This window comes from Geoalkalibacter sp., assembly GCF_030604225.1.
Taxonomy (GTDB): domain Bacteria; phylum Desulfobacterota; class Desulfuromonadia; order Desulfuromonadales; family Geoalkalibacteraceae; genus Geoalkalibacter.
The window spans coordinates 1-25,133 of the sequence record NZ_JAUVWH010000026.1 but is presented as its reverse complement, the minus strand read 5'-3'; the positions used below and the strand labels follow the sequence as shown (position 1 = coordinate 25,133).

Here is a 25,133-nt window from a genome sequence, read left to right as displayed (position 1 = left end):
GCGAGGTGTCGTCCTTCACCACCAAGATCGGCAGCTTTCTCGATGCCGCCGAAAGCCTGCTGCCCGATCAGGCAAGCACCATCAACGACGTGCGCAGCGTGGCCAACGTGGTCACCAGCCTGCCGTCGCTGGACGAGGTCAAAACAGAAATCCTGGCGCTGGTCGACGCCATCATCGCCCATTTGAATTCGCTCAAAGCCTAAAGGATTGATTCATGGCCCTTCGCCCCATGCTCGACGATCTCGAACTGCAGCAGGTGCAGTTCATCGACAGCGACCAGGAGCAGATCCTGGTGGGGCACCGCGTGCCTGCCTTGGAAGGCGATTTCTGGCAGGGGTTGGGACGGCGCGCCGGCGGCATCACCCTGGCGGGGGTGCTCACCGGCGCCGAGGCCGGTGAGGGCTTGAACAACCTGCGGGAAAAATTTCACGCCGCGGCACCCGTGTCCTTCGTCGCCGATATCGGCGCGGCGGTGCGCGTGGATCAGGTGCTCATCGAATCCATGGACGTGCGCGAGATCGCCGGGCGGCCCCTGCGCTTCGAATACGCCTTGCGCCTGCGCGAGTACACGCCACCCCCGCCGCCGCGCCGCGAAGTGCCGCCCCCGCCTCCCCCACCGCCGCCGCGCCCCGATGTCGGCATTCTCGAGGTGGAAGTGCTGGTCGAAGGACAGCCCGAGTTCGATCACGCGGCGACGGTTGTGACCGTGGAAGGCGAGCAGGAGGACGGCACCCCCCTCTCGCGCACGCTGACCAACCGCAGCGACAACGTCTGGCGCGAGGAGGAGTTTCCGCCTGGTGCCTATACCTGCCGCGCCCGAGTGGAACAACCCCAGGTCATGACCGGCGAAGCACAGGGGACGGTGCGGGCAGGAGAAACCACGCGGGTGCTCATCCGACTGCGCCCCGGCGGGGTGGTCGCCAAGGCTTTCGTCGTACATTTCTGGTTCGATAAGGCGTTCATCGAACCCTGCCTGCGCGGCGTGTTGCGCCGCGCTGCGCAATACGCATCAACCCACGCCGATGAAAAAATGGTGATTGTCGGGCACACCGACCTGGTGGGTTCCGACGCCTACAACCAATCTCTCTCAGAGCGCCGGGGACGGGCGGTCCACGCCTGGCTCACCGCCGGGCGCGATCCGGACGCCAGCCGCGCCGAATGGGAAAACCTGCGGCGCGCGCGTCCCGTTGGACAATTGCCATCCATTCACGACACCTGGGCGGTGCGCGAATATCAATTCATTCTTAACGACCTGGATTACTACAAAGGCAGCATCGACGAGGATCATGGCCCGCTCACCAGCGAGGCGGTGCGCAATTTTCAGCTCGATCAGGGACTGCCGCAGACCGGCCAGGTCAACGACGCAACCTGGTCGGCGCTGATTGCAGCCTATCTGGATCAGGACCGCCTGGCGGTTCCGGAAAACCAATTTCTGCCCAACGCCGGCGACGGCTGTTCCAACGGTGTCGTCAAGTGGCTGGGCGGTGGGGAAAAAGATCCGGTACGCAACACCCAGGACGCCTGGCGTCCCAACCGTCGCACGGAGATCCTGTTCGTGCGCGCCGCGGAATTTCCCTGTGAGGTTCCCCAACCGGTTACGTGGAACCTGCCGTCTCCTGGGGGCGACTGGTGTGTCGGACCTGGCGACCCCAACCAGCGCACCTGTTTTACCGCCCGCGGCAGCGAGCAGCCGAACAAATGGCTGGTGGTGGCGGCCGAGCCCGGTCAAGTCACCGTCGACGGCACCGTCACCCGGCCCGACGGTTCACCGGTGGGCAACGAACCCTATGCCCTGATGGCGCCCGACGGCGAATATTTGCACACCGATGCCGCCGGACGCCCCGATCTCGGCGAGCGCCCCTCAGGTCCGCAACGCGGCCGCCCCATCCCCAACCGCACCGCCGCCGACGGCAGCTTTCGTTTTCCCGACCCACGCCCCGAGGGTACCTACATCCTCCACTTACTGGAACTGCGCGCCCCGGCTGTGGCGCGCCTGGCCGATGCCCCGCCGCGGACGGCGCGCGGCAATTTCGTCTGCCGCCGCCTGGAAGCTGGACCGGCCCCCCCACCTGGGGTAGAGGCCGCTTCTCCGACGCGCGACGCGTCGGCAGTCGTTGAACCGGCTCCCGCCCCGCCGGTCACGGTCAACCCGACCCTGACCCTGGCCCGCACCCTGGTCGTGGTGAAAAAAAGCCATACGGATCCGGCGCGGGTTCAGGTCACTCTGGCCACCGATGCCCCATTCAACCGCACCGGCACTCTGACCCGTTCGAGCAATGCGGTGCGTTTCTTCACCGCCGCCAGCGGCGGTACTGAAATTACCTTTAACGGAACCGACAATGTCTTCACCGGTGCCCGACTTTCGGCTGGGGTGCAGCTCTTCGCGGAAGGCGCCACCGCCAGCACAGCCATGGACGATGTGCAACTCACCCTGACCCTGGCCGCCGGTTCGACTCCGATCGGGCCGCCTGCGCTGGCGACCATGACGGCGGTGGAGCTGACCCTGGACATCGCCGATCCGCGTCCGGCCCCCGGTACCGCCCCCCCTCACCTGCCACAGCCGCCCGACCCGCCGCCGGCACCAGGCGCCACCCCAACCGACAAATGGTTCGGCGGACGCCTGCTCAATACCCAGGATCCCGACAACCGGCAGGAACGCGCCCTGGTCACCCTGCGGCCGGTGCAGCCGGCGGGCTTCACCGGCATTCTGACCCTGCGCAATGTGAGGGTTGCGGGCAACACCATCACCGGTGTCGACAACAAGCTACAGCTCTTCGACAATGAGCAGCCGACCGCCGGCGAGGTGGCGAAGAACAATCCACATGAACTTGCCGCCAACACCATCCCGGCGGCTGGCCTGGAACTCTTTGCCGAGGGGCGCTCCTCCAGTGCGAACCTGCGCGATACCGGACTGCAGATCGGAATCAAGGATGTCGAAGCGGACGGCGATCGGGTCGCCGTGACGGTCGGGGTAACGGCGCGGATCGCCATGCCCTCCACGGTGGTGCTGGTGAAAAAACCCCACACCAGCCCGGCCCGGCGCCCGGTAACGCTGCGCACCAACGTCGCCTTTGGCCGCAACGGCACCCTCACCCGTTCGAGCAACGCAATCCGCTTCTTCACGGCCGCCGCGGGCGGCACGGAAATCACTTTCAACGGCGCCGACAATGTCTTCACCGGAGCCCAGTTGACCGCCGGGGTTCAAGTGTTCGCCGAAGGCGCGAGCGCCAGCGCCGCGATGGACGACTTCCGGTTGACCCTGACTCTGGCCCCTGGCAATGCTCCGCCGGCCGGCCAGCCGACCACGGCAAACATGACGGCGGTCGAGCTGACCCTCGACATCTTCGCCACCCGCACCCTGGCCGGAACCGATCCCGCCCCCCTGCCGCAGCCGCCCAACGTGCCGCCGGCGGTGGGTGCGACCCCCACCGACAAATGGTTCGGCGGGCGTTTCGTCCATCTGCAAGATGCCAGCCACCATCACGGCCGCGCCCTGGTCATTGTACGCCAGGTCCGCCCGGCCACCTTCACCGGCACCCTGACTCTGCGCAACGTCGCCATCGCCGGCGTCAACGTCACCGGGCTAGACGCCCGGGCGCGCCTCTTCGATACTGAACAATTCACCGCCGGTGAGGCGGCCAAAGCCAATCCCCATGAATTTGCCGCGGCCACGGTACCCGCCGCGGGTCTGCGCTTTTTCGCCGAAGGCAGAGCGGTGAGCGCAGGCCTGCGCGACACGGCTCTGCAGCTCGGGATCAAGGATCTCGACGACGACGGCGACCGGGTGCGCATGACGGTGGTGCGCTTCCGCAACCTGAGCGCCGATATTCCCTCGACCCCGGCGCAGACCCCCCGGCTCGGCAACTCACCGGTGGCCCGCCACAATCTGAGCCGCGCCACCGGCGCCCTGGCCGCCGCCGACTTCGACGAGGACTTCACCACCAATCCCCCACTGGTGCTATTGCACAACGCAGTGCGGGCCGCCGACCCAATCAATCTGAGCGTGCAGATTGAGCCGGCCGGGGTGCCGGTGTCGTGGAGCGTGCAACGCGACACCCGCGCCGCCCCCAACGGCGACCATGCCGGCGTCATCGCCCTGTCGCCTAACCCGGCGCCTACCTTGACGCCAAACGGCGCCGACCGGCTGCGCGCCACTCTGATCACCGACGCGGTGGGCTCCTTCCACGTGCGCCCCTTCGTCGACATCGACGGCAACGGCCAGTTCGACCACAACATCGACCGCGAACCGTTCATCATCCTGAACACCGTCCTCGTCCACGCCAGTCTGCACCAGGACAACAGCATCGCCGAAGCCACCCACTTCGTGGTCAACAACCTCAACCCCGGTCCGCCGCCCAGCGGCATTCGGGTGCGCAGCGGGGTCTTCGTGATCGCCACCCCCAACGTGGCCGCAATCAAGATGACCGCCACTCTCGACCTGGTCGGCGGCGGAAACGACGGCACCCGCGGGCTCGATCGGGTCTTCGCGGGTTGGATCAACAACGAGTCGGCCAACGAGAATATCGTCGGCACCTTCACCGATAACACCGTGGCACCACCGGCTAACCACACCAGCTTCACTGTTTTCGCCTCCAACGGCGCCGCCGCCACCGGTGCCAACAACACCTTCCTGCCCGGCGACCCGGCCCCCGCCCTAGTCGCTCCACCCCTGCTCGACTCAGGGCGGCCGGCCGCGGGATCGGGCGGCAACACCGCCACCCTCACCTCCAGCCGGATCACCTCGCGCACCAACCTGCGTACGCCCCTGGCCCCTGCCGCAGTGGGGCAGCGCCTGCTGGTCGAAGCCGTGGACAGTCCCGGCGACGGCGAGGGTCCGAACCATCCCGGATTTCCGGCAGCGCAACTGGTGCGCTTCCATTTCGGGTTGACTTTCAGCGCCTTCCTTTCCCTTTGGACCAATCTCAGCGCCACCATCGGCGCCACCGGCGATCCAGCAGACCGCCTCTACTCAGTGCTGCGCCAGGTCGATTGGAACATGAACGGTGAATGGACCATAACACCGGCCACCGGGGCCATCGCCCAGGCCATCGCCCCGGCGGTCACCATCACGGCGAACACCACCTCGGCACCACCGGCCGCAGCCGTAACCACCAACGAAGAAGTCCGCCCGCCCACCGGGCTGAATTTGCTGGCCCGGGACGCCCGAGCCTAAAGGAATTGAGGTATGCCTAACGATACCCTTACTCAACAATCAATTTCCGAAGTGCTGTGGGCTTCGACCATCCTCTGGCTCCGGATCACCGACCTGCAGAGCGGTCCATGGCAAGCATCCGCCGACGGTCTATGGCAGGTCGCTTCGACCACAATCAATCTCCGGCTCGAAAAGGCCCTCAAAGGCGAGGTGCAACAGCAGCCCGGCGATGTCATGACCCTGGTGCTAACCTTGCGCGACAGCCTCCGCCCCCAGGGCGATCCCGGCCCTTGGTCGCGCCTGCCGCTCTCTCGCGATCAGCAACTGGTGGCCTTCTGCGAGGGGGAAACCGTCGACGCGCAGCGGCTGCTGGCGGAGGAGAATTGCCGCCAACTACTGCCGGCGGAGCTGGTTCTGGACGACGTTCAGCGCGCCATGGCCCTGGAACGGGGACGCCGCCCGGTGGCCCTCATCCTCGAGGAGGCGCAGAAGAATTCGAGCAGGCTGGGCGACGTCTTCGCCCGCTATGTCTGGGCCAAGGCCCTGCCGCGCAACGAGGAAGCCCAGTTCCAAGCAATTGGACTTTCCTCCCTGGCCGGAGAACAACCTCCCTCTTTCGAGCGCAAGGCCGAGGCCGCCGGCCAGATTTTCGGCACCCTGATGGGCCTCCTCGCCGGAGCGGAGACCGACGAGCGAGCCCGAGCCGCATACCTCGCCTGCGCCATGAACACCATCAATCTCATGAGTCCCCCTCCGTGGAACTGGGAAATGCAGTTGATCCAAACCCTTTTCCGGCTGCTGGAGCTGCCGCAGGCCGCAGTCCTGCACCGGGCCGTAGGCCAAGTCTACTTGCCAAATTTGCTGGGGCTGCGTGCTCCCGTGCCGCGCTACAGACCCGAGGAAGTCTTCCCCAAGTCCGCCGAGGCGCAGCGTCAGCTCAGCGCTCTGGATCAGAATCAGCTCGACCCAGCCCTGGCCCGCTGGCTTGAAGGAAAGGAATGAGCAGTATGGCTCTTCTCAACCCAGCCTACAAACTAACTCTCGGCAACCGCATCGTCGACACCACCGACGAACCGCGGGCGAGCATTCTCACCGAACTGCGGGTGGAGTTGGACATGGACGTGCCCGCCGACCGCTTCCTGCTGGTCATGGGTCAGGTAGGCAGTTGGCGCCCCCAGCAGGACGACGAGGCGCGCATCGAGCTTGGCTACGCCGACGACGGCGGCCTGGAGCGGGTCATGACCGGAGCCGTCACGGCGGTGCAGGCCAACCTGCAAACCCGGCGGGTGATGGGTCACGGCGCGGCCATGACCCTGCTGCGCAGCTTCCTCGACACCACCTACCAGGCGAAAAAGGCGGGCGAGATCGTGCGCGACCTGGCCGGGCAGGCCGGGGTGGACGTGGCGCGCGCCGAGGACGGCATCAACTTTCCCGCCTACGTCGTCGACGGCCGGCGCAGCTTCTGGCATCACCTGCGCGACCTGGCCGATCTGTGCGGCTTCGATCTCTACATCGACGATGCAGGGGAACTGGTGTTCGAGCGCTTTGTCGGCGGCCGCACCGTGCATGTGTTCGACTACGGTCGCGACCTCCTGGCGCTGGACTGCCATTTCATCGCGCCCCGGGCGGCACGGGTGGAGGCCTGGGGCGAAAGCCCGACCGGGGCCGAGGGCGAGGAGGCCTGGGGCTGGCTGACCAAGGATTTCAGCGGCACGCGCGGCCAGGCGGGCAACGGCGATCCGACCCTGCTGCTGGAGCGTCCCGCCCTGCGTACCGCCGCGGCCGCGCAAAGCGCCGCCGATGCCCTGCGCACCCACCTGCAACGGCGCGCCCTGCAGGGCAAGCTGCGGGTGCTGGGCAACCCGGCGATCAAGCTCGGCGATGCGGTGCGCGTGCAGCAGGCGCCGGAAGCCGAACACAACGGCACCTACCAGGTGCGCTCGGTCACCCACCGCATCACCAAGGCGCACGGGTTCGTGACGACGGTCGGTTTTCGCGGCATCTGAACAGGGAGAGAAAGCCATGTCATCCATCGTCGCCACCATCCAGGAAATCATCCGCCACGAACTCAAGCGGGTGCGCATCGCCGAGCTGGGCGTGGTGACGTCGGTCCATCCGCACAGCGCCGACGGCGACCACGAGAACTACGGCTGCGACGTGCGCCTGAAAAACAGCGGCCTGGAACTCAAGCGGGTGCCCGTCGCCACGGGGCACATCGGCACCGCGGCGATTCCCAACATCAATGATCTGGTGCTGCTGGCCTTCGACAAGGGCGACGTCAACCAGCCGATCATCATCGGCCGGTTGTACAACGATGAAGACCGCCCGCCTCTCAACAACCCCGACGAGGTGATCTTCCGTCTGCCCCTGCACGCCTCGGACGACGAGGCGATCAAGGCGCAAATCCGCAACCACCGGGATCAGCGACCGCCGCGCGAAATTCTCATCGAGATGGCGCCGAAAATCACCGTGCGCATCAACGACGGGACGGTGACCGCCACGGCTGGACAAACGGAAATGAAGCTCGATCAGCCCGACGGCAGCGGCGGGACGGTGACGGTGGTGGCGGGCAACACCAAGATCGTCATGAACCAGGACGGCGACGTGGAAGTCGAGGCCCTGGGCGCCATGACCCTCAAGGCGCAACGCGACCTGACCCTGGAAGGGATGAACGTCAAGATCAAGGGCCAGATGAACGTCGATGTGGAAGCCGGCGCCCAGGCCGGCGTCAAGGCCAACATGGGCGCCACGGTCAACGGCGGCCTGTCGGCGACGGTGCAGGGAGCGACGGTGAGCGTCAAGGGCATAACGTCCTTTTCGCCTTGAGAAAAAAGCGGCTGACAGGATGAACAGGATTTTCAATCTGTCCGCGAGAAGGAATTTTCATCCTGCCAATCCTGCAAATCCTGTCGATTTATGAGGTTTTCCTGATTCTGGTCATCACGACCGTTGGAGGTCATCATGAAAAAATCCGATGAAGGACGCTTTCTTTCGCGGGGCGGGCAAAAGATCCAGGTGGACCGTGCCGAGAACAGCTTCACCGTCAGCCTGCGCGAACCCAGGGATGCGGCCCACCTGCGCGCCGACAAACAAGTGGAGCGGGTCGAGATGCTGACCAGCAAGGTGGCCAAGGTGACCCTGGCCGCCGAGAAAAGCGCGGCGCAATCCCGCGACCGGCTCATGGAACGGCTGCGGCAGAGCGAAAAACTGGTGGTTCACCATGAATACCTCGATCATGGCAACCCCGACATCAGCTACCAGATCACCCCGGAAATTCTCCTTCGCTTCAAGGACGACACGCCGCGCCGACGCATGGCCGAAATCCTCGAACAGGTGGGAGTGATCATCAAGAAGGAATACCCCGATATCGGCGCCGCGTTTCTCATCGAGGTCACCGATGCCGCCGGCGCCAATCCGGTCAAGGTCGCCAACCGCCTGGAAGCCTTTGCCGAAGTGGACTATGCCGAACCCTCCCTGATCAACCGCTTCGTGCAGAGCAGCCTGCCCACGGACGAGCAGTTCGCGGCGCAGTGGCATCTGTACAGCAAGGCGCGGACGGCGCCCGATATCGACTCTCTGGCCGATGCCAATGTTCTGGAAGCCTGGCAGTTCAGCAAGGGGCGCCGCGAGATCGTGGTGGCGGTCATCGATGATGGTTTCGAGCTATCCCACCCCGACTTTCAAGGGACGGGAAAAATCGTTGAGCCGACGGACTTCGCCGGTGGCGACGACCAGCCCTTGCCCGAGGCCGGCGACTATCACGGCACCCCCTGCGCGGGGGTGGCCATTGCCGAGGAAAACGGATTAGGCTGCGTCGGCGCCGCGCCCGGCTGCGCTTTCATGCCGGTGCGCTTTCCCCTGGGAGCGAGCGACCCCTGGCTGATCGAAATCTTCACCTACGTGTCGCAGCGCGCGCACATCGCCTCCTGCAGTTGGGGCATGATTCCCGGCAACCATCCCCTGAGCACGGCGGTGCGCGACGCCTTCACCCATCTGGCCCGCAGCGGCGGCAAGGACGGTCGCGGCCTGGTCATCGTGTTCGCCGCGGGCAATTACGACGCGCCCCTCGATGCTACCATCGATTTCCCGGTCCGCTGGCTGGGGCGGGACCTTCAGGGCAACTGGCGGACCTTCACCGCAACCGGGCGCATCATCAACGGTTTTCCCGCCCATCCCGATACCCTGGCGGTGAGCGCCATCACCTCGCTGAATCGCAAGGCGCTCTACAGCAACTGGGGACGACAGATTTCCGTGGCCGCGCCGAGCAACAATTTCGACCCCACCACCCTCGACAAACTGCCCGGACGCGGCATCACCACCACGGACAACCTCTACTACGGCTCGAGCTTTAGCCCCGGCAAGCGCTACACCAACAGTTTCGGCGGCACGAGCAGCGCCACGCCGTTGGTGGCGGGCATCTGCGCCCTAGTCAAATCGGTCAACCCCGAACTCAGCGCCCTTGAGGTCAAGGCGATCATCGAGGCCAGCGCCGACAAGGTGGAGGATTCCTCCACCGATCCTCTCTACGGCCACGCCAAAGGCACCTATCAGAACGGTCACTCGGAGTGGTTCGGCCACGGCAAGATCAATGCCCTGCGCGCCGTGCAGCAGGCGGCGTCTCGTCTGGTGCCGCGCCGCGTGGTCGAGAAGGAAAACGCCAGCGTCCTGGCCATTCCGGATTTCTCCGCGCTGGGCGTTTCCAGCACCCTGTCCGTCATGGAAAACGGTCCGGTGACCGAGGTTTCCGTCGAGATCGACATCACCCATACCTGGATTGGCGACCTGGAGGTCAGCTTGGTGTCGCCGGCGGGCACCCGAGCGCTGCTGCATAATCGCGCGGGGGGCGGCACCAAGAACCTGCGACGCAGCTACACCCTGGTGGATACCCCCGCTCTCGGGGTTCTGCTCGGCGAGTCGGCGGCGGGCGACTGGGTGCTGCATGTGGCCGACCGCGCCCGCGCCGACGTCGGCACCCTCAACCGCTGGGGCCTCAGACTGGTCCTCGGCGAGCCGCAAAGGGTCCAGGTCAGCACCAACCAGAGCCTGACCATCCCCGACAACGATCCGACCGGGATCGCCAGCCCTCTGGCGGTGGCTGACGGGCGGCGACTCCGGGATATCGCCGTGAGCGTCGATGTCACCCACACCTGGATCGGGGATCTGCGCCTATCCCTGGTGGCGCCCACGGGACAGGAAGTTGTGCTGCATGACCGCGGCGGCGGCAGCGCCGACAACATCCGCGCCACTTACACCCCGGCGACCACCCCCGCCTTGGGCGGCCTGGCGCAGGCGGGGGCAGCGGTCGGCGGCGTCTGGACCCTCAAGGTCGCGGATCTGGCGCGGCGCGACCTGGGCAAGCTCAATGGCTGGGGCTTGGAACTTCAGGTGCAATAGACCTTAAGCGCAAGGGAGACTGTCATGCCCGGTCCACCCGTCAGCATCGGCTGCACGGTGATGCTCACCCCCGGCGCCGCCGGCCCGCCCGACACGGGAACCATCATCACCGTGTTTCCGCCCTTCATCACGGCGGGCGGCATGCCCTTGGCGACCAGCGGCTCGCTGTGCATGATGGTCAACTCCCTGAGCGGGGTGCCCTATCCCCTGGTGATCGGCACCCCGGCAAGCAGCGGCGTCACCGTGGGCGGACGCACCCTGGTGCGCATGCTCGACCGCATTCCGACGCCGCCGGGCATCCTGGTGATTCTCGGCCCCCCGGCGGCGCCGTATGTTACGGACAACTGGCCGCCGTAACGAAGGAAAATGGATTAATACCAAGACAGCAGGAACGATCAAAACATCTGACAGGATTTACAGGATGAAAAGCGTTTAAAAAACTCTTGTAAATCCTGTTAATCCTGTCGCCTTTGAGGTTTTGTTTGTGCCTTGGTGTTGAAGGCTTCTCCAACAGCAGAGGATTTTCAATGGCGAATAACTTTGAACGTTTCGGTAGCGACCTGCGCCTGCTCGGCGATCTGGAACGGCAGAATTCGCGCGAACCGGGCAGCGATCTGTTCACCCGCACCCGGCCCGAGACCGGACAGGTGGATCTGGCCACCCTGGCCCAGGTGGAGAATCTGCAGCAGGCCCTGCTGCTGCGGTTTCTCACCCCGGTGGGCGAGCTGGAGCAACTCGGCCATCCCGACTACGGCTGTCGGCTCCATGAACTGATCGGCGAGCCCAACACCGAGACCAACCGCAACCGCGCCAAGCTCTACACCCTGCTCGCTCTTCAAGCCGAGCCGCGGGTCCAGGAAGTGCTGGCGGTGAGCGTCACCACCCGGCGCCAGCGACCGACCGAGGTGGATATTGTGGCCAAGGTCAAGGTCATCGACAGCGATACGGTGCTCAATCTGGTCTTTCCCTTCTTCTTCGAAGGAGCCGCGCCATGAACGGCGATACGCGCCATCTCATCGAACGCCCCTATCAGGAAATCGTCGACGACATTCTCACCGCCGTGGTCGGCGGGGTGGTCAACGAGCCCATCATTTTCGACGTCAAGGAAGAACTCTATCCCCTGGCCGAGCCGGCGCGGGAGATTCGCGGCATTACCGGCATCCGCGCGCGCGCGCGGCACAGTTTTCTCAAGGAGATCGACTTTCTGTTCAGCGAAGGGGACAACGCCGTGGTCTGGCAGCCGGGCGGCCAGCGCCCCGATGACGAAACCACCTTCTACGTCGACTACTTCCGCCGCGAAAGCGACTCGCCCCTCACCGACATCAACGTCGGCAGCGTCACCCGCACCCTCTCCGAGGCCATTGGCCGCGAGATCGCCACCGTCTACCAGCAAATCAACCAAGCCTACCTCGCCGCTTTCATCGAGACCGCCGTGGGCACCTCCCTGGATCTGGTGGTGGCGATCCTCGGCGTGGTGCGCCACACCCGCGACCATGCGGTGGGCCTGCCCACCTTTTTTCGAGACCCCGAGGTCGAGGGCAACATCACCATCCCCGAAGGCGTGGTCCTGACCACGGAAAAAGGCGAGGTGAGCTTCGTCACCACCCAGCAGCGCACCCTGCAGCGCGGCCAGGTGCGCATCGACGTGCCGATTCGCGCCGGCGAGGATTTCAAGGGTGAGGCGGGCAAGGTCGAGGCGGGCAAGATCACCACCCTGGCCGCGTCCATCGCCGGCATCGCCCGCGTGACCAATTTCGAGGCGACCTTTCTCGGCGCCAAGGACGAAAGCGACGAGGAGCTGCGCGCCCGCGCCCGCGCCGTGCTGCGCGCCCTGGGCAAGGGCACCCTGGCCGCCCTGGCGCGGGTGATCTTCGAGGGGCGCGGCGAACTGGTGGAGTACTGGGATCCGTCCGGGCCGCCCGCCAAACAGGCCCCTCTGGGCACGGTGACGCTCTTGGTGGAAGCCGAGCCCGAGCGCTTCCCCAGTCTGCAGGCGGCGGTGCACGAAACCCGCGCCGCCGGTGTGCTGGCGACTCTGGTGGCACGCTATGTGTTCTTCAAGCCGCGCGTGCGGGTGAAAATCTCCGCCGGCATCACCGCCGCCGGCAAGGACAAGGTCAAGGCCGAGATCATCGCCGCCGTGCAGGCCTACGTCGACGGCCTGACCGCCGGCGAGCCGGCCGCGGGCGGCGAACTGCTCGCGGCGATTCAGGCCGTCAAGGATGTCCAAGAGGCCACCATCGTCGACGTCATGGCCTGGCGCAGCGATCTGGGCACCCCGGGCGGCGAAACCCTGGAGGACGCCCTGGTCAACGCCCTGAGCGGCCTGCCGACCCAGGAGCCGACGGCCGTGCGCGAAGCGGTCGCCCAGGTGCTCGCCGGCGGCGCCCCGACCCCGCCCGGCGGCCGGCGCATCCCCGATCGTTCCCTGGTCCAGGGCCCCGCCGGGGAACGTGCCACGGACGAGGAGATCGAAGCCGCCAGCTTCACCGTCGTCGCCCAGGTCGCGGGCGAAGACTGGTGGGTGGTGCTCGATATGGAACCCGCCGACATCGCGCTGGAGGAGGGCTGAGATGCCGACCAAGACCGAGCGGATTCTCAGCTATCTGCCGCGCACCTTTCGCGCCCTGCCGCGCCCCAGCGTCCTGTATGGCCTGGTGGACGCCTTCGGCGGCGAACTGCTCAAGGCGGAAAACAGCCTGGCGGCGGTGATGCTGTCCCACTGGGTCGACCATGCCGACCGCGGCGCCGAAATCATCGACGATCTGGCGCGCATCGGCGCCCTCTACGGCCTGGCGCCGCGCCCCGACGAAAGCGTTGAGGAATTCCGCATCCACCTCAAGCGCTACATCCGCACCTTCCTCGAAGGCACGGTCACCGTTCAGGGCGCCCTGCGCATCACCGCCGAGGCCCTGGCCCTGAACATCGCCGACGATTATGCCCAAATGGACGGCTGGTGGCGGCGCCCCGGTGAAATCCTGGTGACGCGCGAGCCCCTGCGCGGCGATGCGGCCAACCTGGTGCTCGGCGTGACGCAAGCCCTCGCCCTGGGCCGCGACGCGGAGGCGGCGGGCTTCACCGGCGCCCCGGACCTGAGCGCCGGCGCCGACCTGCGGACCAACGGAACCCTGCATCTGGCCGTGGACGGCGCCCCGCCGCTGAGCGTCGACCTGCGGGCCGGGGCCCTCGATGCCGCCGCCGTGACCCTCGACGAACTGCGCGACGCCATCAACACCGCCCTGGGCGCAAGCATCGCCCAGCATGACGGCCGCCGCCTGCGCCTGGCCTCCCCCACCCTCGGCCCGAGCAGCCGCCTGGAAATCCTCGACGGCGCCCAGGACGCCGCGCCCAGCCTCCTCGATCTGCCGCCGCGCCGCTACGCGGGGCACGCCGCCGCCCCGGCGCGACTGACTGCCTTGCAATCCCACGCCGGGCCCGTCGATCTGAGCGAGGAGCGCTTCCTGCGGCTGTTCATCGACGGCGCCCATCTCGCGGAAATCGACTGCGCCGGCGCCACGCCCGCCGCCACCAGCCTCGACGAGGTGCGCGACGCCATCAACGCGGCCCTGGGCTTTGCCCTGGCCGACCACGACGGCGCGCGCCTCACCCTGACCTCGCCCAGCAGCGGCCTGGGCAGCCGCATCGAAATTCTCAACACCGCCGCCCAGGATGCCGCCGCACGCCTGCTGGGCGCCGCGCCGCCCCTGACCCTGGGCGCCGACGAGGCTCCCGCGCGACTGGTGGGCGGCGTCGATCTGTCCCTGGGCGCGGACCTGAGCAAGGCCGCCCGCCTCGCCCTGCGCGTCGACGACGGCGCGGCCCTGAGCATCGACTGCGCCGGCGCCGACCCGTCGCGCACCCTGCTGCCCGAAGTGGTGGCGGCCATCAATGCCGCCCTCGGTGTGGCCCTGGCAAGCCACAACGGGCGGCGCCTGATCCTCACCTCCCCCACCCGCGGCGCGACCTCCAGCATCGCGATTGAGACGGCCGAAGAAGGCGACGCCGGCGCGTCGCTCCTCGGTCTCAAACCCCGTGCCTTCCAGGGTGCTGCTGCCGGCCAGGCGCGGATCCCGGGCCAAATCGATCTGAGTGCCGGCGCCGACCTGGGCGCCCTTCACCAGTTGTGGCTGGCCGTGGACGGCGCCGCGCCGCAACTCGTCAACCTGCGCGCCGGAGCCGCCGACCGTCGTCAAGTCAGTCTCGCGGACATGGTCGCGGCGCTCAACGACGCCCTGGCCGCGCCCATCGCCACCCACGACGGCCGATACCTGCTGCTCAGCTCACCCACCAGCGGCGCGGCGAGTCGACTGGAACTCCTGCCCCTGGAGCAGGAAATCACGCGCCGCTTCGTCACGCGGACTCCCATCCTCGACGAAGCGGCCCTGGCGGTGTTCGGCTTCGTGGCCGGGGAAGCACGCGGCACGGCGGCCGGCGGCGCGCGCCTCACCGGCGGCGTCGATCTGAGCCGCGGCGTCGACCTGCGCGGCGGCCGCTTCCTGCGCCTGGCCCTCGACGGCGGCGCGCCGGTGGAGGTCGATTGCGCCGGGCCGCGCCCGCGTGCCACCACCCTGGAGGAAATCGTCGCCGCCATCAACGCCTCCCTGAGTTCCGGGGTCGCCGGACATGACGGTCGCCACCTGATTCTCACCGCGCCGAGTCGTGACGCCGCCAGCCGCATCAGCCTGCACCCCTCCCAGACCCAGGATGCCCGCGAGGCGCTCCTCGGCCTGGCGGAAGGCACGGCGCGCGGCGCGGCGGCCGGCGGCGTCACCTTCACCGGCACCGTCGATCTCACCGAGGGCGTCGATCTGCCCGCCCAGGCCGGCCTGAACCTCGGCATCGACGGCGCGGCACCCATCCCCATCGACCTGACCGGCGCCGTCGCGACCCACAAAAACCTCAATCAGCTCATGCTGGCCATCAACCTGGCCTTGGGACAAAACCTGGTCCGCCACGACGGCCGTTATCTGTCCCTGAGTTCTCCCAGCCGCGGCGCGAGCAGCCGCCTGGAATTCGCCCCCGCCCCGGGCAACGACGTCACGGCCCTGATTTTCGGCATCGCGCCGCCGCGCGCCTACCAGGGCCGGGATGGACAACCCGCGCGCCTGTCGGGGCTGCGCGATCTGTCCGGCCCCATCGACTTGCGTACCCGCCGCTTCTTGCGCCTGGGTATCGACGGCCGGCCGTCGCAAGATCTGGACTGCGCCGCGGCGGCCGCCGACCCGAGCGCCGCGACCCTCGATGACATCATTGCCGCCCTCAACAGCCAGACCGGCACGACCCTGGCCGCTTCCGAGGGATCTCGGCTGGTGCTGACTTCGCCCACCAGCGGCGCGGCCAGTCGCCTGGTTCTCGGTACCGCTCTGGCCGGCGACGCCGCCCTCAAGCTTTTTGGCGCGGCGAGCAACGAGGCGCGCGGCAGCGCGCCCCAACCGGCGGTCCTCACCGGCGAGGTCGATCTGCTCGCGGGGGTCGACCTGAGCCGCCGCGGCCTGCTGCGCCTGGCGCTGGACGGCGCCCGGCCCGTCGACATCGACATCGCCGGCGCCGCCCCCGGCCGCACCTTCGGCGATGAAATCGTCGCCGCCATCAACAAGGTGTTTCCCGGCTTGGCGAGCCTCACCGCCGAGGATCAGCTGCGCCTCACCACCACGGGTGCCGGTGAAGCCGCCCAAATCAGCTTGCTGCCCCTGCGCCATCTCGAAGTGGTGGAATATCCGCCCGCGCCCCGAAAGGCCTCAGCGCTGCTGCGCCACGGCGAAGCCGTCACTCTCGACAACGGCGGCGCCGCCGAAAGCTATGCCGAGGTCGAGTTTCGCGCCGAACAGGGCATGGTCGGGCCGGGCCTTGGCGATGTCGCCGCGGGCTGGTGCGTGGGCTTGCTGACCATTCTCCAGCCGGGGGAAAGGGCCCGGGTGTGGCGCGACGCGGCGGGCCAGATTCAGGCCGCGCGCCTCGACGCGGCGGGGCAACTCCAGCCGCTCTCTCCGGCGCAACTCCACCTGAAGGGCGAGTCCTCCGCCATGCTGCGCCTGGCCCGGGGTCGCAACCGCTGGCAGTTCGTCAACTGCCTGGGCCATCGCTTCAATGCCGCGCACTTCAACAGCAGTCGCTTCACCGGCGGCCTGTGCCGCACGCGCGGCATCTTCAACCTGAGCCGCTTTTTCCGCCTCACCGGCGGGCCGCGCGCCCCGGTGTTCGCCTGGCCGCCCGGCACGGATCCCGAACCCGCGACCCAAATCGAGCTGCGGTGGACCGAATATCAGCCCGGCGCCTTCGTGGTCCATCTTCCCGCCGATCTACCGCCGCGCTTCGGCGGACGCTTCAACGAGGCGCGCTTCGCCCTGCCTGGCGCGGCGCCGGAATTCTACCCCTTCAGCGTCACCGAACCGGCGGACGACCCCGACTACCTGCCCGCGCGCCTCAACGCCTCCTCGCAGTTGGTCAAGGCTCGGGTCGTGCCCAATGTGCCCCTGGGTTGGCAGCCGGTCGCCATGCCCTTCCGCAAGGCCCGCGCCCTGACCCTCGGCGGCAGCATCCAGGCGGCGCGCATCTATCTGGAGGAGGAAGGTATCCAGGGCTTTCTCGAAATCGAGGCGAAAATTCCTGGCGCCGCCGGCAACAGCATCCGCCTCGCCGCGCGCAAATCCGGCCCCGCCCTGTTCGATGTGAGCATCGAATTCGCGGGCGGGCGCTTTGAAAACGCTCGACGCATCGTCCTCGGCGACCCCCTGCCGGCACTGACATCGGATCTGCTCAAGCCCGCGGCGGTCGGCCTGCTCCAGGCCAAGGCCGCGGGCGTTCAGGTCAGGGTCACCCGGGAGCGAAGCTGAAGTCGTCCCCAACCCTCATCAAGGAGAACCGGTCATGAGCAACGATTGCACCCCCTACATCCCCGCCAACCCCGGCGACCTGATCACCGCGGAAAACTGGAACGACCTGCAATGCAAGGTCAAGGAAGACATCGCCGCGACGGCCGCCGCCACCAAGGAGCAGATCGCCGAGGAAGGCGTATCGCGTGCCGACAACGCCGACAATTTCGACGGCAAGAGCGCGACCGAATGGACCGAAGCCCTCGACCAGCGCTACGCTCCCAAGGTTCACGACCATGAGGAGATGGCCGGCTACCGGCGCTTCATCAAGCGCTTCACCCCGGAACTCGACAAGGTGCTGCTGCACCACAAGCTCGGCCGCTTCCCCCTGGTGGACATCTATCGGCTGGAGAGCATCGGCAGCATCCAGGATGAAAAAAACAAGGGCACCCTGCCTCCCGAATTCCAGAAGTGCAAGCTGCTCTTCTACTACGGCCATGCCGACGCCGAGAAATACGGCCTGCAGCGCCAGGTGTTCCGCGAGAAGGTGCGCATCGGCATCCCCTTCCGCCATCTGCTCGCCGAACTGGCGGTGGAATATGATGACGACGATCCCATCGAGGATGTGCTCAACGACATGTGGGACGCCTTCATGCACGACCCCAACGACGAACTCGAGCACTGCCAGAGCCCCTGGGTGCGCGAGTGCTGCGGTCAGCGCCGCACCGTCGCGGAACTGAAAAAGGGCGATCAGTGGAACGATCTCTACGTGGCCATGGTGCCGGTGCGGGTGCTGGTCGGCGATGCGGTGTGCCGGGTGCTTGAGCAGCAAACCGGCGAGGGCAACGTGCGCCCCCTGCCGACCGACAACGTCAACAGTATCCGCGAGGGGGTCTGCAAGCCGCTGCTGGTGCACGTCAATTACGACACCACCTATCTGCAGGTGGAGGGCCTGACGGCCGGCACCTCGCCGGTGGATCTGATGATCCTCATGCGCAGTTGATCGATGAACCAGACGATGGTAGGGGCGCGGCATGCCGCGCCCCTACGCCACCCCCAACCCAGGGCGCGGGCAATGCTATGAAACTGACGGAAACCTACACCGGCCGCGATGAGCGTTTCGAAGGCCCTCTCCAGGTCTGGCTGCGCAGTCTGCCCGAGGGGGCGCGGGCGACCCGGGCGGTGCTCACCCTGATACCGACGGATGGCGGCTTCGAGGAAACCCTGAGCTTCACCGGCAGCCAGGGCGAACTGGGCGCGCGAAAAAGCATCGGCGGCAATTTCATCGAAGTCGACTTCCACGCGCGGCGCGCGCCGATCCGCGCCGACGGCAGCGGCGGCAGCTTCACGCTTCAGGTCGACATGGGCGGCGCCTTCGTCGGGGTGGCTGAGAACGGTACCTTTCTGGCGGGCGACGGCGCGCCCTGGACCCTGAGCCTACCGGCGACGGGACGCAACCTGCCGGGGCTCGCCGGCAACCGTCTGCGCCTGACCCGCGCCGGGGGCGTCGGCAGCTTCGACCTCACCAGCCTCACCCTGCGCAGCGCGCCCAGTAACATCCAGGCACGCCTCGGCGAAATGGCGCCCTTCTGGGTACGCCTCGGCGAACTGACCCGCGCCGAGAGCTCGCCGGATTTCGCCGAGGTGCTGAACTTTTTCCTCAGCAGCGCCGAGGCCCGCGACGGCTTCCTCCAGATCCCTCTGGTGGTGCATTCGGACAGCCTGGCGCGCCTCGACCTGCGCCTCGACATCGACTACCTCATCGAGCAGCCGGTGCTGCCGCCGCACCTGGCGGAAGTCAACCTGCCCTACGATTTCAGCACCTTGCCGGGGACCGAGGACGGCCTGCTGAAGGTGCGCCTGCCGGCCGGCGCGCAGCCGGTCAAGGGACGCTCCGTCGCCGCCATTCGCGGCACCTTCGCACCCAGCCGCCTGGCCCTGAGCGATCCCGGGGACATCCCCGCCCTGGGCGTCCTGAGCGTCTCGCCGCGTTGCTCCCTGGCCCAGCCCCTCAGCGCCGCCGAGGAAATCGCCCTGACCGCCCTCGACCTGCCCCTGGGCAACACCCAGCCCGGACTGGCGGGGGTGCATCTGAGCCTGATGAGCGATGCCGACGGCAAACCCTCGGGGGAGATCCTGGCAAGCGCCGAGGTCGAGGTCGGCAAGCCCCTGCCCGATGGGCGGGTCTGGGGCAGCGCCCTGCTGCCCGCGGGCTTCCGCCTGCTGCCCGGCGTGCGCCACTGGCTGGTCCTGCAAAGCCGCGAGGGCGAGGCGTCCTGGAATCTGGTCGCCGGCTCTGTCGACCAGCCGACCCTGCAATGCAGCCGCGACGGGGGGCTGTCCTGGCGCGCCGCAACGGCGGCGGGCATGCAGCCGCCCCTGGCTGCGCAATTTCGCCTGCGCCATGTGCCCGAGCGCTTCACCCTGCCCGTCCAGCTGCAAATCGGCGAGGGCGAGGGCGCCGTGCGTCGGCGTCTCGATGAGTTCGCCCCGACGGGCAAGATCGAATTCAGCTTTGATTTTGCCGAAAAGCTCGCCGAGCATCTGCAACAGCCCGGCGTCTCGGCGCCTCGGGAGAACACTCCGCCCCTGTGCAACACGGATTTCGCCCTGCCCGCGCCGCGCGACGCCACCCGCCGCCTGTTCGGCTTCGATTCCTTCAGCTACTGGATGATCAACGGCTCGGTGGACCTGAGCCGCGGCATCAATCTCAGCCATGAACGCTATCTCACCCTGAGCGTCGGCAGCGCGGCGCCACGCCGCATCGACTGCGCCGGTGCCGAGGCGCGGCGCACCAGCGCCGAGGAAATCGTGCAGGCCATCAACCGCGCCGTCGGCCTGCCCCTCGCCCAACTCAACGAAGGCCCCACCGGGCAGGAGCGTTTTCTCTCCCTGCAATCGCCCAACGGCGACAACCTGACCCTGCATCCCTGGTGCGAGATCGGCCTGCCCCAGTGCTGGGAGGGCAGCGCCGAGCGCATCCATCGCCTGCGTCGGCAAAGCTGGAAAATAGGGACCCACAGCTTCAGTCATGTCGATCACGCCCGGTCGTTTTTTGCCCTGCTGCTCGCCGACGGCGCGCTGGTACGCCAAGGGCTTGAAGGCAACGACGAAAGCTTGCGCTTGGTCTGCCATGCCGAGGGCAATCTGCCGGCCGATCCCGAAGGGCGAGCCGTGCTGCGGCAGCGCTTCGGCGTCGACCGCGACAGCACCTACGACATCCGCCTGGCCTACAGCCTGTGGAGCCCCCTGGGCGATGGCGCGTCCTGCGCCTGCGGACCCCAGGACCTGGAAGCCCCGCACTGGCAGGTGGAGTGGTTCGCTGCCGACGGCCAATCCCTGGGCCTGACCATTACCCCCATTGCCACGGACACCGGCCCCGGCAGCCAATTATCCCAGAAGCGTATCAGTCCGCCCGCGCACGCCGTGGAGGCGCAATGGCGCCTGGTGCATCCCGGGGCGTCGGCCTACGGCTTGCTGGTCGAGGATCTGAGCGTCACGGCCACCCGACAGGCGGTGACCAATCCGGATTTTTCCCAATGGGAAGAGGCGGCGGGGCAAAACCTGCCCCTGGGCTGGTCCCTGGAGAGCGGCTGGAGCGATCTGAATCCCGGCGGCGGCTTGCGCCTGCGCGGCGACGGCCCCGAGGACAGTCTTCTGGTGCAGCAGGTCACGGTGCAGACACAATGCGACTACCACCTGCGGGTGGGTGCCCGTTCCGCTTCGGCCCCGGTGGAGGAAAACACCGAGATGCCCCTGGAAACGCGGGCGCGGATCGAAGTGCGCTGGCAGGGCACGGGCGGGATGCCTGCCGCCGTGGTCCTGCCCCTGGACGGGCGCCTGTTAGGCGCGATTCGTTGGCGGGGAACGGCTCCCGCGGAAACAACCCACGCCGAGTTGCGCTTGGTGGTGCCGCGCGGCGCGAGCGACCTGCTGGTCGAGGAGGTGACCTTCGAAAAACAGGTGATGACGGAGGTACCGCTGACGTTTCTCGGCGAGGCGCCGGGACAGCTCAAGGTCAGCGATCTCCGGGTGGCCTATGACCTGCCGGAAAACTCGACTCCGCCCCCGGCGGGAACCGCGACCACCGCCTTCGCCATGCTCAAAACGGCCGGCATTGCCTCCCTCCCGCCGTCGGCGGGTCTGGCCCTGGCCAATCGAAGCATCGAGATCGTTTCGGGCATCGGCAAGACCTACGGGGCGCTCCTCGCTCGCCAGGGCATCCGCACCCTGGGGCAGCTTGCCGCCTTGCAGGACAAGCAGATTCCAGGCATGATCCCGCGCCGTCTCACCGAACTGCGCGCCGCGGCGGAACTGGCTCTGGAGCATGCCGCCCGCCAGGGCGTTTTTGCCGAGTTGGCCGCCATGCCGGTCATGACGGCCCTGGATCGGAGCCCCGCGGAACTGGCACGGTTGGCCGGCCGCTCCCTGGACGAGGCCGCGGGCCTGCATAAAAGCCTGCGCGCCGAACTCCTGCTGCTCGACAACAAGGTGCTGGAATCCATGACCCTCGGTGAGCTCTTCGGCCTGGCCGGCCCGGCGCCGATTCGGGAAGTCGACGGACAAAAAAACTCCCCCCTGGAGATCAGGAAGGAGTTCAGGGAATAGTAGTCCAGCCACGCGCCGGCGGTTATTTCTCGCCTTTTTCCTCGCCCTTGCCGAACTGGCGCAGGGTCTCGGCCATCTTGAGCAGGCGCCGGTCGACCTGGTGATTGATGCTGCCTTCCGGCCAGCGTCCCTCGGCGTCACGCACGCCGGCGGGCAGGCCGGTGAGGATCTCGATGCCCTCGTCCACGCTAGTTACCGCCCAGACGTGGAAGCGTCCCTGCTCCACGGCCTCGCGCACCTCCCTGCTCAGCATGAGGTTCTTGCGGTTGCTCGCGGGAATGATCACCCCCTGCTCGCCGGTCATTCCCTTGGCCTTGCACACCGCGTAAAAACCCTCGATCTTTTCGTTGACCCCGCCGATGGACTGCACCTGACCGCGCTGGTTGACCGAGCCGGTCACGGCGATGCCCTGCTTGATGGGCACCTCGGCCAGGGATGAGAGCAGGGCATAGAGCTCGGCGCAGGAAGCGCTGTCGCCCTCGACTCCGGCGTAGGACTGCTCGAAGCAGATGGAGGCGGCCAGGGCCAGCGGCTTGTCCTGGGCGAAGCGCTCGCCGAAAAAGCCCGAGAAAATGAGCACGCCCTTGTCGTGAATGGGGCCGCTCAACTTGACCTCGCGCTCGATGTTGACCATGCCGCCCTTGCCGAGATAGCTGCGCACCGTCAGCCGTGAAGGCTTGCCGAAGCTGTAATCACCCAACTGATAGACGCTCAGGCCGTTGATCTGCCCCACCACCGCGCCCTCGGTATCGACCAGCAGGGTACCGTCCTCGATGAATTCCTGGATTTTCTCCTCGACCTTGTTGCAGCGGTAGGTGCGCGCCTCGACGGCCAGTTCGACATGCTCGGCCGACACCCGGTCGCGCCCGTCGCGCTCGGCGTAGAAAGAAGCCTCGCGGATGAGATTGGCGATTTCGAGAAAGCAGGAGGAAAAGCGCCCCTGATCCTCGGTGAGGCGCGCCGAGTGCTCGACGGTGCGCGCCACCGCCGTGGGATCGAAATGCAGCAAGTCCTCATCGCGGCACTTGGCGCCGATGAACAGAGCGTACTGCTGGGCGTTCTCCCAGGTGTTTTTCATCATACGGTCGAAGTCGGCCTTGACCTTGAAGAACTTGCGGAAATCCGGATCGTACTGAAACAGCAGATAGTAGAGCAGCGGGGTGCCGATCATGATGATCTTGCAATCCAGCGGAATCGGCTTGGGCTTGAGGGTGACCGTGGCCAGGAAACGAAACTGCTCGGTCATGTCCTCGATCTTGACCTCCTTGTTGCGGATACAGCGCTTAAGCGCCTCGTAGGAGAAGAGATTGATCAGCACCTCGCGGCAGTCGAGAATCAGATAGCCGCCGTTGGCGCGATGCAGGGCGCCGGGCTTGATCATCATGTAGTTGGTGACGGCGTTGCCCATCTGGATGACGTGCTCAATGCGGCCGAAGAGATTGAAATAGGTGGGATTGGCCTCGTAGACCACCGGCGCGCCCTTGAGTTCCTGGTTGTCGACGAAGAGATTGACCAGGTAGCGCTCGAAGGACGGCCCCTGTTGGGGCATCTTAATGCCGGGCAAGGCGATCTGGGGCCCCTTGCTCGGCCGCAGTTCCTCGATGCGCGAGAGAATGTCCTTCTTGCAGTTGGCGAAATGCTCGAGGATGCGCGGCACCTCGGCATATTTCTGCTCCAGGTCGTCGAAAAGGTGGCTCATGGCATAGTTGACCACCTCCTTTTCCATCTCGGCGGTGGCTTCCCGGGCCTCCTCCTCGATCAGGCGCACACTGCGCAGCACGTCGTTGAGATGATCCTGCAAATGGCTGCCCCGCGCGTCGAGGTCGGCCTTGTCCTCGTCGGAGAGGTTTTCGTATTCCTCCTGGGACAGGGGATGGTCGTCGCGCACCGGCACCAGCACCAGCCCGCTCACCGTGCGCTGCAGGGTGAAGCCTTTTTCCTCGGCCTCGCGCTCAAGCTGCTGAAACAGAGCCTTGTGCTTCTCCTGGTGCTCGGCGGCGATTTTGTTCTTCTGCTCCTCGTATTCCTTGCTCTCGAAGACCTTGGGGATTTCCTCGGTGAGACGCTCCACCAGGCGATCCACATCCTTCTTGAATTCCCCGCCCTGACCGGCGGGCAGACGGATGAAATCAGGCCGAGTGCCATCCTCGAAATCATGCACGTAGCACCAGTCGTCGGGGGCTTCGCGCTCCTTGGCGCGGGCGTTGAGTATTTTCTTGATGCTCGACGAGCGGCCCGTGCCCGGCTCACCGAGGATGAAGATATTGAAGCCGCTGTCCTTGATGCCCAGGCCGAATTCGATGGCGGTCATGGCCCGGTCCTGGCCGATGGTGCCCTCCAGGGGCGGCAGGTCACGGGTGGTTTCGAACTCGAACTGATTGGGATCGCAGCGCCAGGTCAAGACGTCGGCATCGAGTCGCAGATGATCTAAAGGCATAAGCAGATTCCATTGTTATGTGGGTTATCGCAAAGATTTCCCTCTCCCTTGATGGGAGAGGGCTGGGGAGAGGGTGAAAAAAGTTCGCACAGCGCACCCCCTCCCCTCAATCCCCTCCCACCAGGGGAGGGGAAACAAAGGTGGTTTCTTACGCCACCGGTTCCAACAGTCGCACCGGCGCTTCCAGATAGCCCTTGAGGGTCGCGAGAAAGGCCGCCGCATCGGCGCCGTCGAGGACCCGGTGATCGGCGGAGAGGGTCAGACGCAGGCGCTGCACCACTTGGATGCCGCCGTGCGCGTCGGCCAGGACCTCGTCCGTCACCGCGCCCACCGCCAGGGCCGCGGCCTGGGGCGCGGTGACGATGGCGGTGAAGGACTCGACACCGAGCATGCCCATGTTGGAGACAGTGAAGGTACCGTCGCTCAAATCCTCCTGGGCGAGCTTGCCGTCCTGCGCCTTGCGCGCCAGCTCGCGCGCTTGCTGCCCGATCTGGCGCAGGGACAGGCGCGCGCAATCGTGGATGACCGGGCTGTAGAGGCCCTTGTCGACGGCCACGGCCAGGGCGAGATTGATCTTCTCCATGCGTTTGACGCCATCGTCCTGCCAGCGCGCGTTGACCTCGGGATGTTCCACCAGGGCACGCGCGGCGGCGGCGAGAATGAAATCGTTGACCGAGAGGTCCAACTGATGGTGAAAGCGCATGACATCGGTCATGTCGACGGCCACCCT

Annotated in this window: 13 protein-coding genes and 1 pseudogene; 12 read left to right on the top strand and 2 right to left on the bottom strand. The window is 66.8% G+C overall.

Features of this window, described 5'->3' with window-relative positions; genetic code table 11:
* From QAT43_RS04865 to QAT43_RS04810, 12 genes and pseudogenes are all read left to right on the top strand, one after another.
* Positions 1-203 (top strand): annotated as a pseudogene (locus QAT43_RS04865) (hypothetical protein); the annotation flags it as partial.
* An 11-nt stretch (positions 204-214) separates the two neighbouring features.
* On the top strand, positions 215-5,173 hold the full coding sequence (locus QAT43_RS04860; protein WP_305041919.1) for a peptidoglycan-binding protein: 4,959 nt from the start codon (positions 215-217) through the stop codon (positions 5,171-5,173).
* A gap of 12 nt (positions 5,174-5,185) precedes the next feature.
* Positions 5,186-6,154 carry a hypothetical protein gene (locus QAT43_RS04855; protein ID WP_305041918.1) on the top strand — a complete coding sequence of 323 codons (969 nt, stop codon included), beginning with the start codon at positions 5,186-5,188 and terminating at the stop codon, positions 6,152-6,154.
* Between the two features lie 5 nt (positions 6,155-6,159).
* Positions 6,160-7,158, top strand: coding sequence for a hypothetical protein (locus QAT43_RS04850; RefSeq protein ID WP_305041917.1), 999 nt, complete (start codon positions 6,160-6,162; stop codon positions 7,156-7,158).
* Between the two features lie 16 nt (positions 7,159-7,174).
* Positions 7,175-7,978: a phage baseplate assembly protein V gene (locus QAT43_RS04845; RefSeq protein ID WP_305041916.1), complete on the top strand. Its 804-nt coding sequence runs from the start codon at positions 7,175-7,177 to the stop codon at positions 7,976-7,978.
* 135 nt (positions 7,979-8,113) lie between these two features.
* A complete protein-coding gene (locus QAT43_RS04840) occupies positions 8,114-10,546 on the top strand; it encodes a proprotein convertase P-domain-containing protein (protein ID WP_305041915.1) in 2,433 nt (810 codons plus the stop codon).
* A 24-nt stretch (positions 10,547-10,570) separates the two neighbouring features.
* Positions 10,571-10,903 carry a hypothetical protein gene (locus QAT43_RS04835; RefSeq protein WP_305041914.1) on the top strand — a complete coding sequence of 111 codons (333 nt, stop codon included), beginning with the start codon at positions 10,571-10,573 and terminating at the stop codon, positions 10,901-10,903.
* Between the two features lie 170 nt (positions 10,904-11,073).
* Positions 11,074-11,541 carry a GPW/gp25 family protein gene (locus QAT43_RS04830; protein ID WP_305041913.1) on the top strand — a complete coding sequence of 156 codons (468 nt, stop codon included), beginning with the start codon at positions 11,074-11,076 and terminating at the stop codon, positions 11,539-11,541.
* A complete protein-coding gene (locus QAT43_RS04825; protein WP_305041912.1) occupies positions 11,538-13,118 on the top strand; it encodes a baseplate J/gp47 family protein in 1,581 nt (526 codons plus the stop codon). Before QAT43_RS04830 ends, QAT43_RS04825 begins: the two co-directional genes overlap by 4 nt.
* 1 nt (position 13,119) lies before the next feature.
* On the top strand, positions 13,120-17,379 hold the full coding sequence (locus tag QAT43_RS04820; RefSeq protein ID WP_305041911.1) for a hypothetical protein: 4,260 nt from the start codon (positions 13,120-13,122) through the stop codon (positions 17,377-17,379).
* Positions 17,380-17,413: 34 nt separating this feature from the next.
* Positions 17,414-18,361, top strand: coding sequence for a hypothetical protein (locus QAT43_RS04815; RefSeq protein ID WP_305041910.1), 948 nt, complete (start codon positions 17,414-17,416; stop codon positions 18,359-18,361).
* 77 nt (positions 18,362-18,438) lie between these two features.
* The gene (locus QAT43_RS04810; protein WP_305041909.1) at positions 18,439-21,966 is read left to right on the top strand and encodes a hypothetical protein; all 3,528 of its coding nucleotides are present in this window, start codon (positions 18,439-18,441) and stop codon (positions 21,964-21,966) included.
* Between the two features lie 22 nt (positions 21,967-21,988).
* Here QAT43_RS04810 and QAT43_RS04805 read toward each other — a convergent pair whose 3' ends face one another.
* Positions 21,989-24,403, bottom strand: coding sequence for a Lon protease family protein (locus QAT43_RS04805; RefSeq protein WP_305041908.1), 2,415 nt, complete (start codon positions 24,401-24,403; stop codon positions 21,989-21,991).
* Between the two features lie 148 nt (positions 24,404-24,551).
* Positions 24,552-25,133, bottom strand: a 582-nt coding sequence (locus QAT43_RS04800) for a 2-oxo acid dehydrogenase subunit E2 (protein WP_305041907.1), incomplete at its 5' end; no start/stop codon positions are given.

Excerpts from the sequence above, each read along its gene's own strand:
- QAT43_RS04830 (WP_305041913.1), top strand. The coding sequence starts at position 11,074 with ATGGCGAATAACTTTGAACGTTTCGGTAGCGACCTGCGCCTGCTCGGC.
- QAT43_RS04835 (WP_305041914.1), top strand. The coding sequence starts at position 10,571 with ATGCCCGGTCCACCCGTCAGCATCGGCTGCACGGTGATGCTCACCCCC.
- QAT43_RS04810 (WP_305041909.1), top strand. The coding sequence starts at position 18,439 with ATGAAACTGACGGAAACCTACACCGGCCGCGATGAGCGTTTCGAAGGC.
- QAT43_RS04855 (WP_305041918.1), top strand. The coding sequence starts at position 5,186 with ATGCCTAACGATACCCTTACTCAACAATCAATTTCCGAAGTGCTGTGG.
- QAT43_RS04840 (WP_305041915.1), top strand. The coding sequence starts at position 8,114 with ATGAAAAAATCCGATGAAGGACGCTTTCTTTCGCGGGGCGGGCAAAAG.
- QAT43_RS04815 (WP_305041910.1), top strand. The coding sequence starts at position 17,414 with ATGAGCAACGATTGCACCCCCTACATCCCCGCCAACCCCGGCGACCTG.
- QAT43_RS04825 (WP_305041912.1), top strand. The coding sequence starts at position 11,538 with ATGAACGGCGATACGCGCCATCTCATCGAACGCCCCTATCAGGAAATC.
- QAT43_RS04805 (WP_305041908.1), bottom strand. The coding sequence starts at position 24,403 with ATGCCTTTAGATCATCTGCGACTCGATGCCGACGTCTTGACCTGGCGC.
- QAT43_RS04860 (WP_305041919.1), top strand. The coding sequence starts at position 215 with ATGGCCCTTCGCCCCATGCTCGACGATCTCGAACTGCAGCAGGTGCAG.
- QAT43_RS04845 (WP_305041916.1), top strand. The coding sequence starts at position 7,175 with ATGTCATCCATCGTCGCCACCATCCAGGAAATCATCCGCCACGAACTC.
- QAT43_RS04820 (WP_305041911.1), top strand. The coding sequence starts at position 13,120 with ATGCCGACCAAGACCGAGCGGATTCTCAGCTATCTGCCGCGCACCTTT.
- QAT43_RS04850 (WP_305041917.1), top strand. The coding sequence starts at position 6,160 with ATGGCTCTTCTCAACCCAGCCTACAAACTAACTCTCGGCAACCGCATC.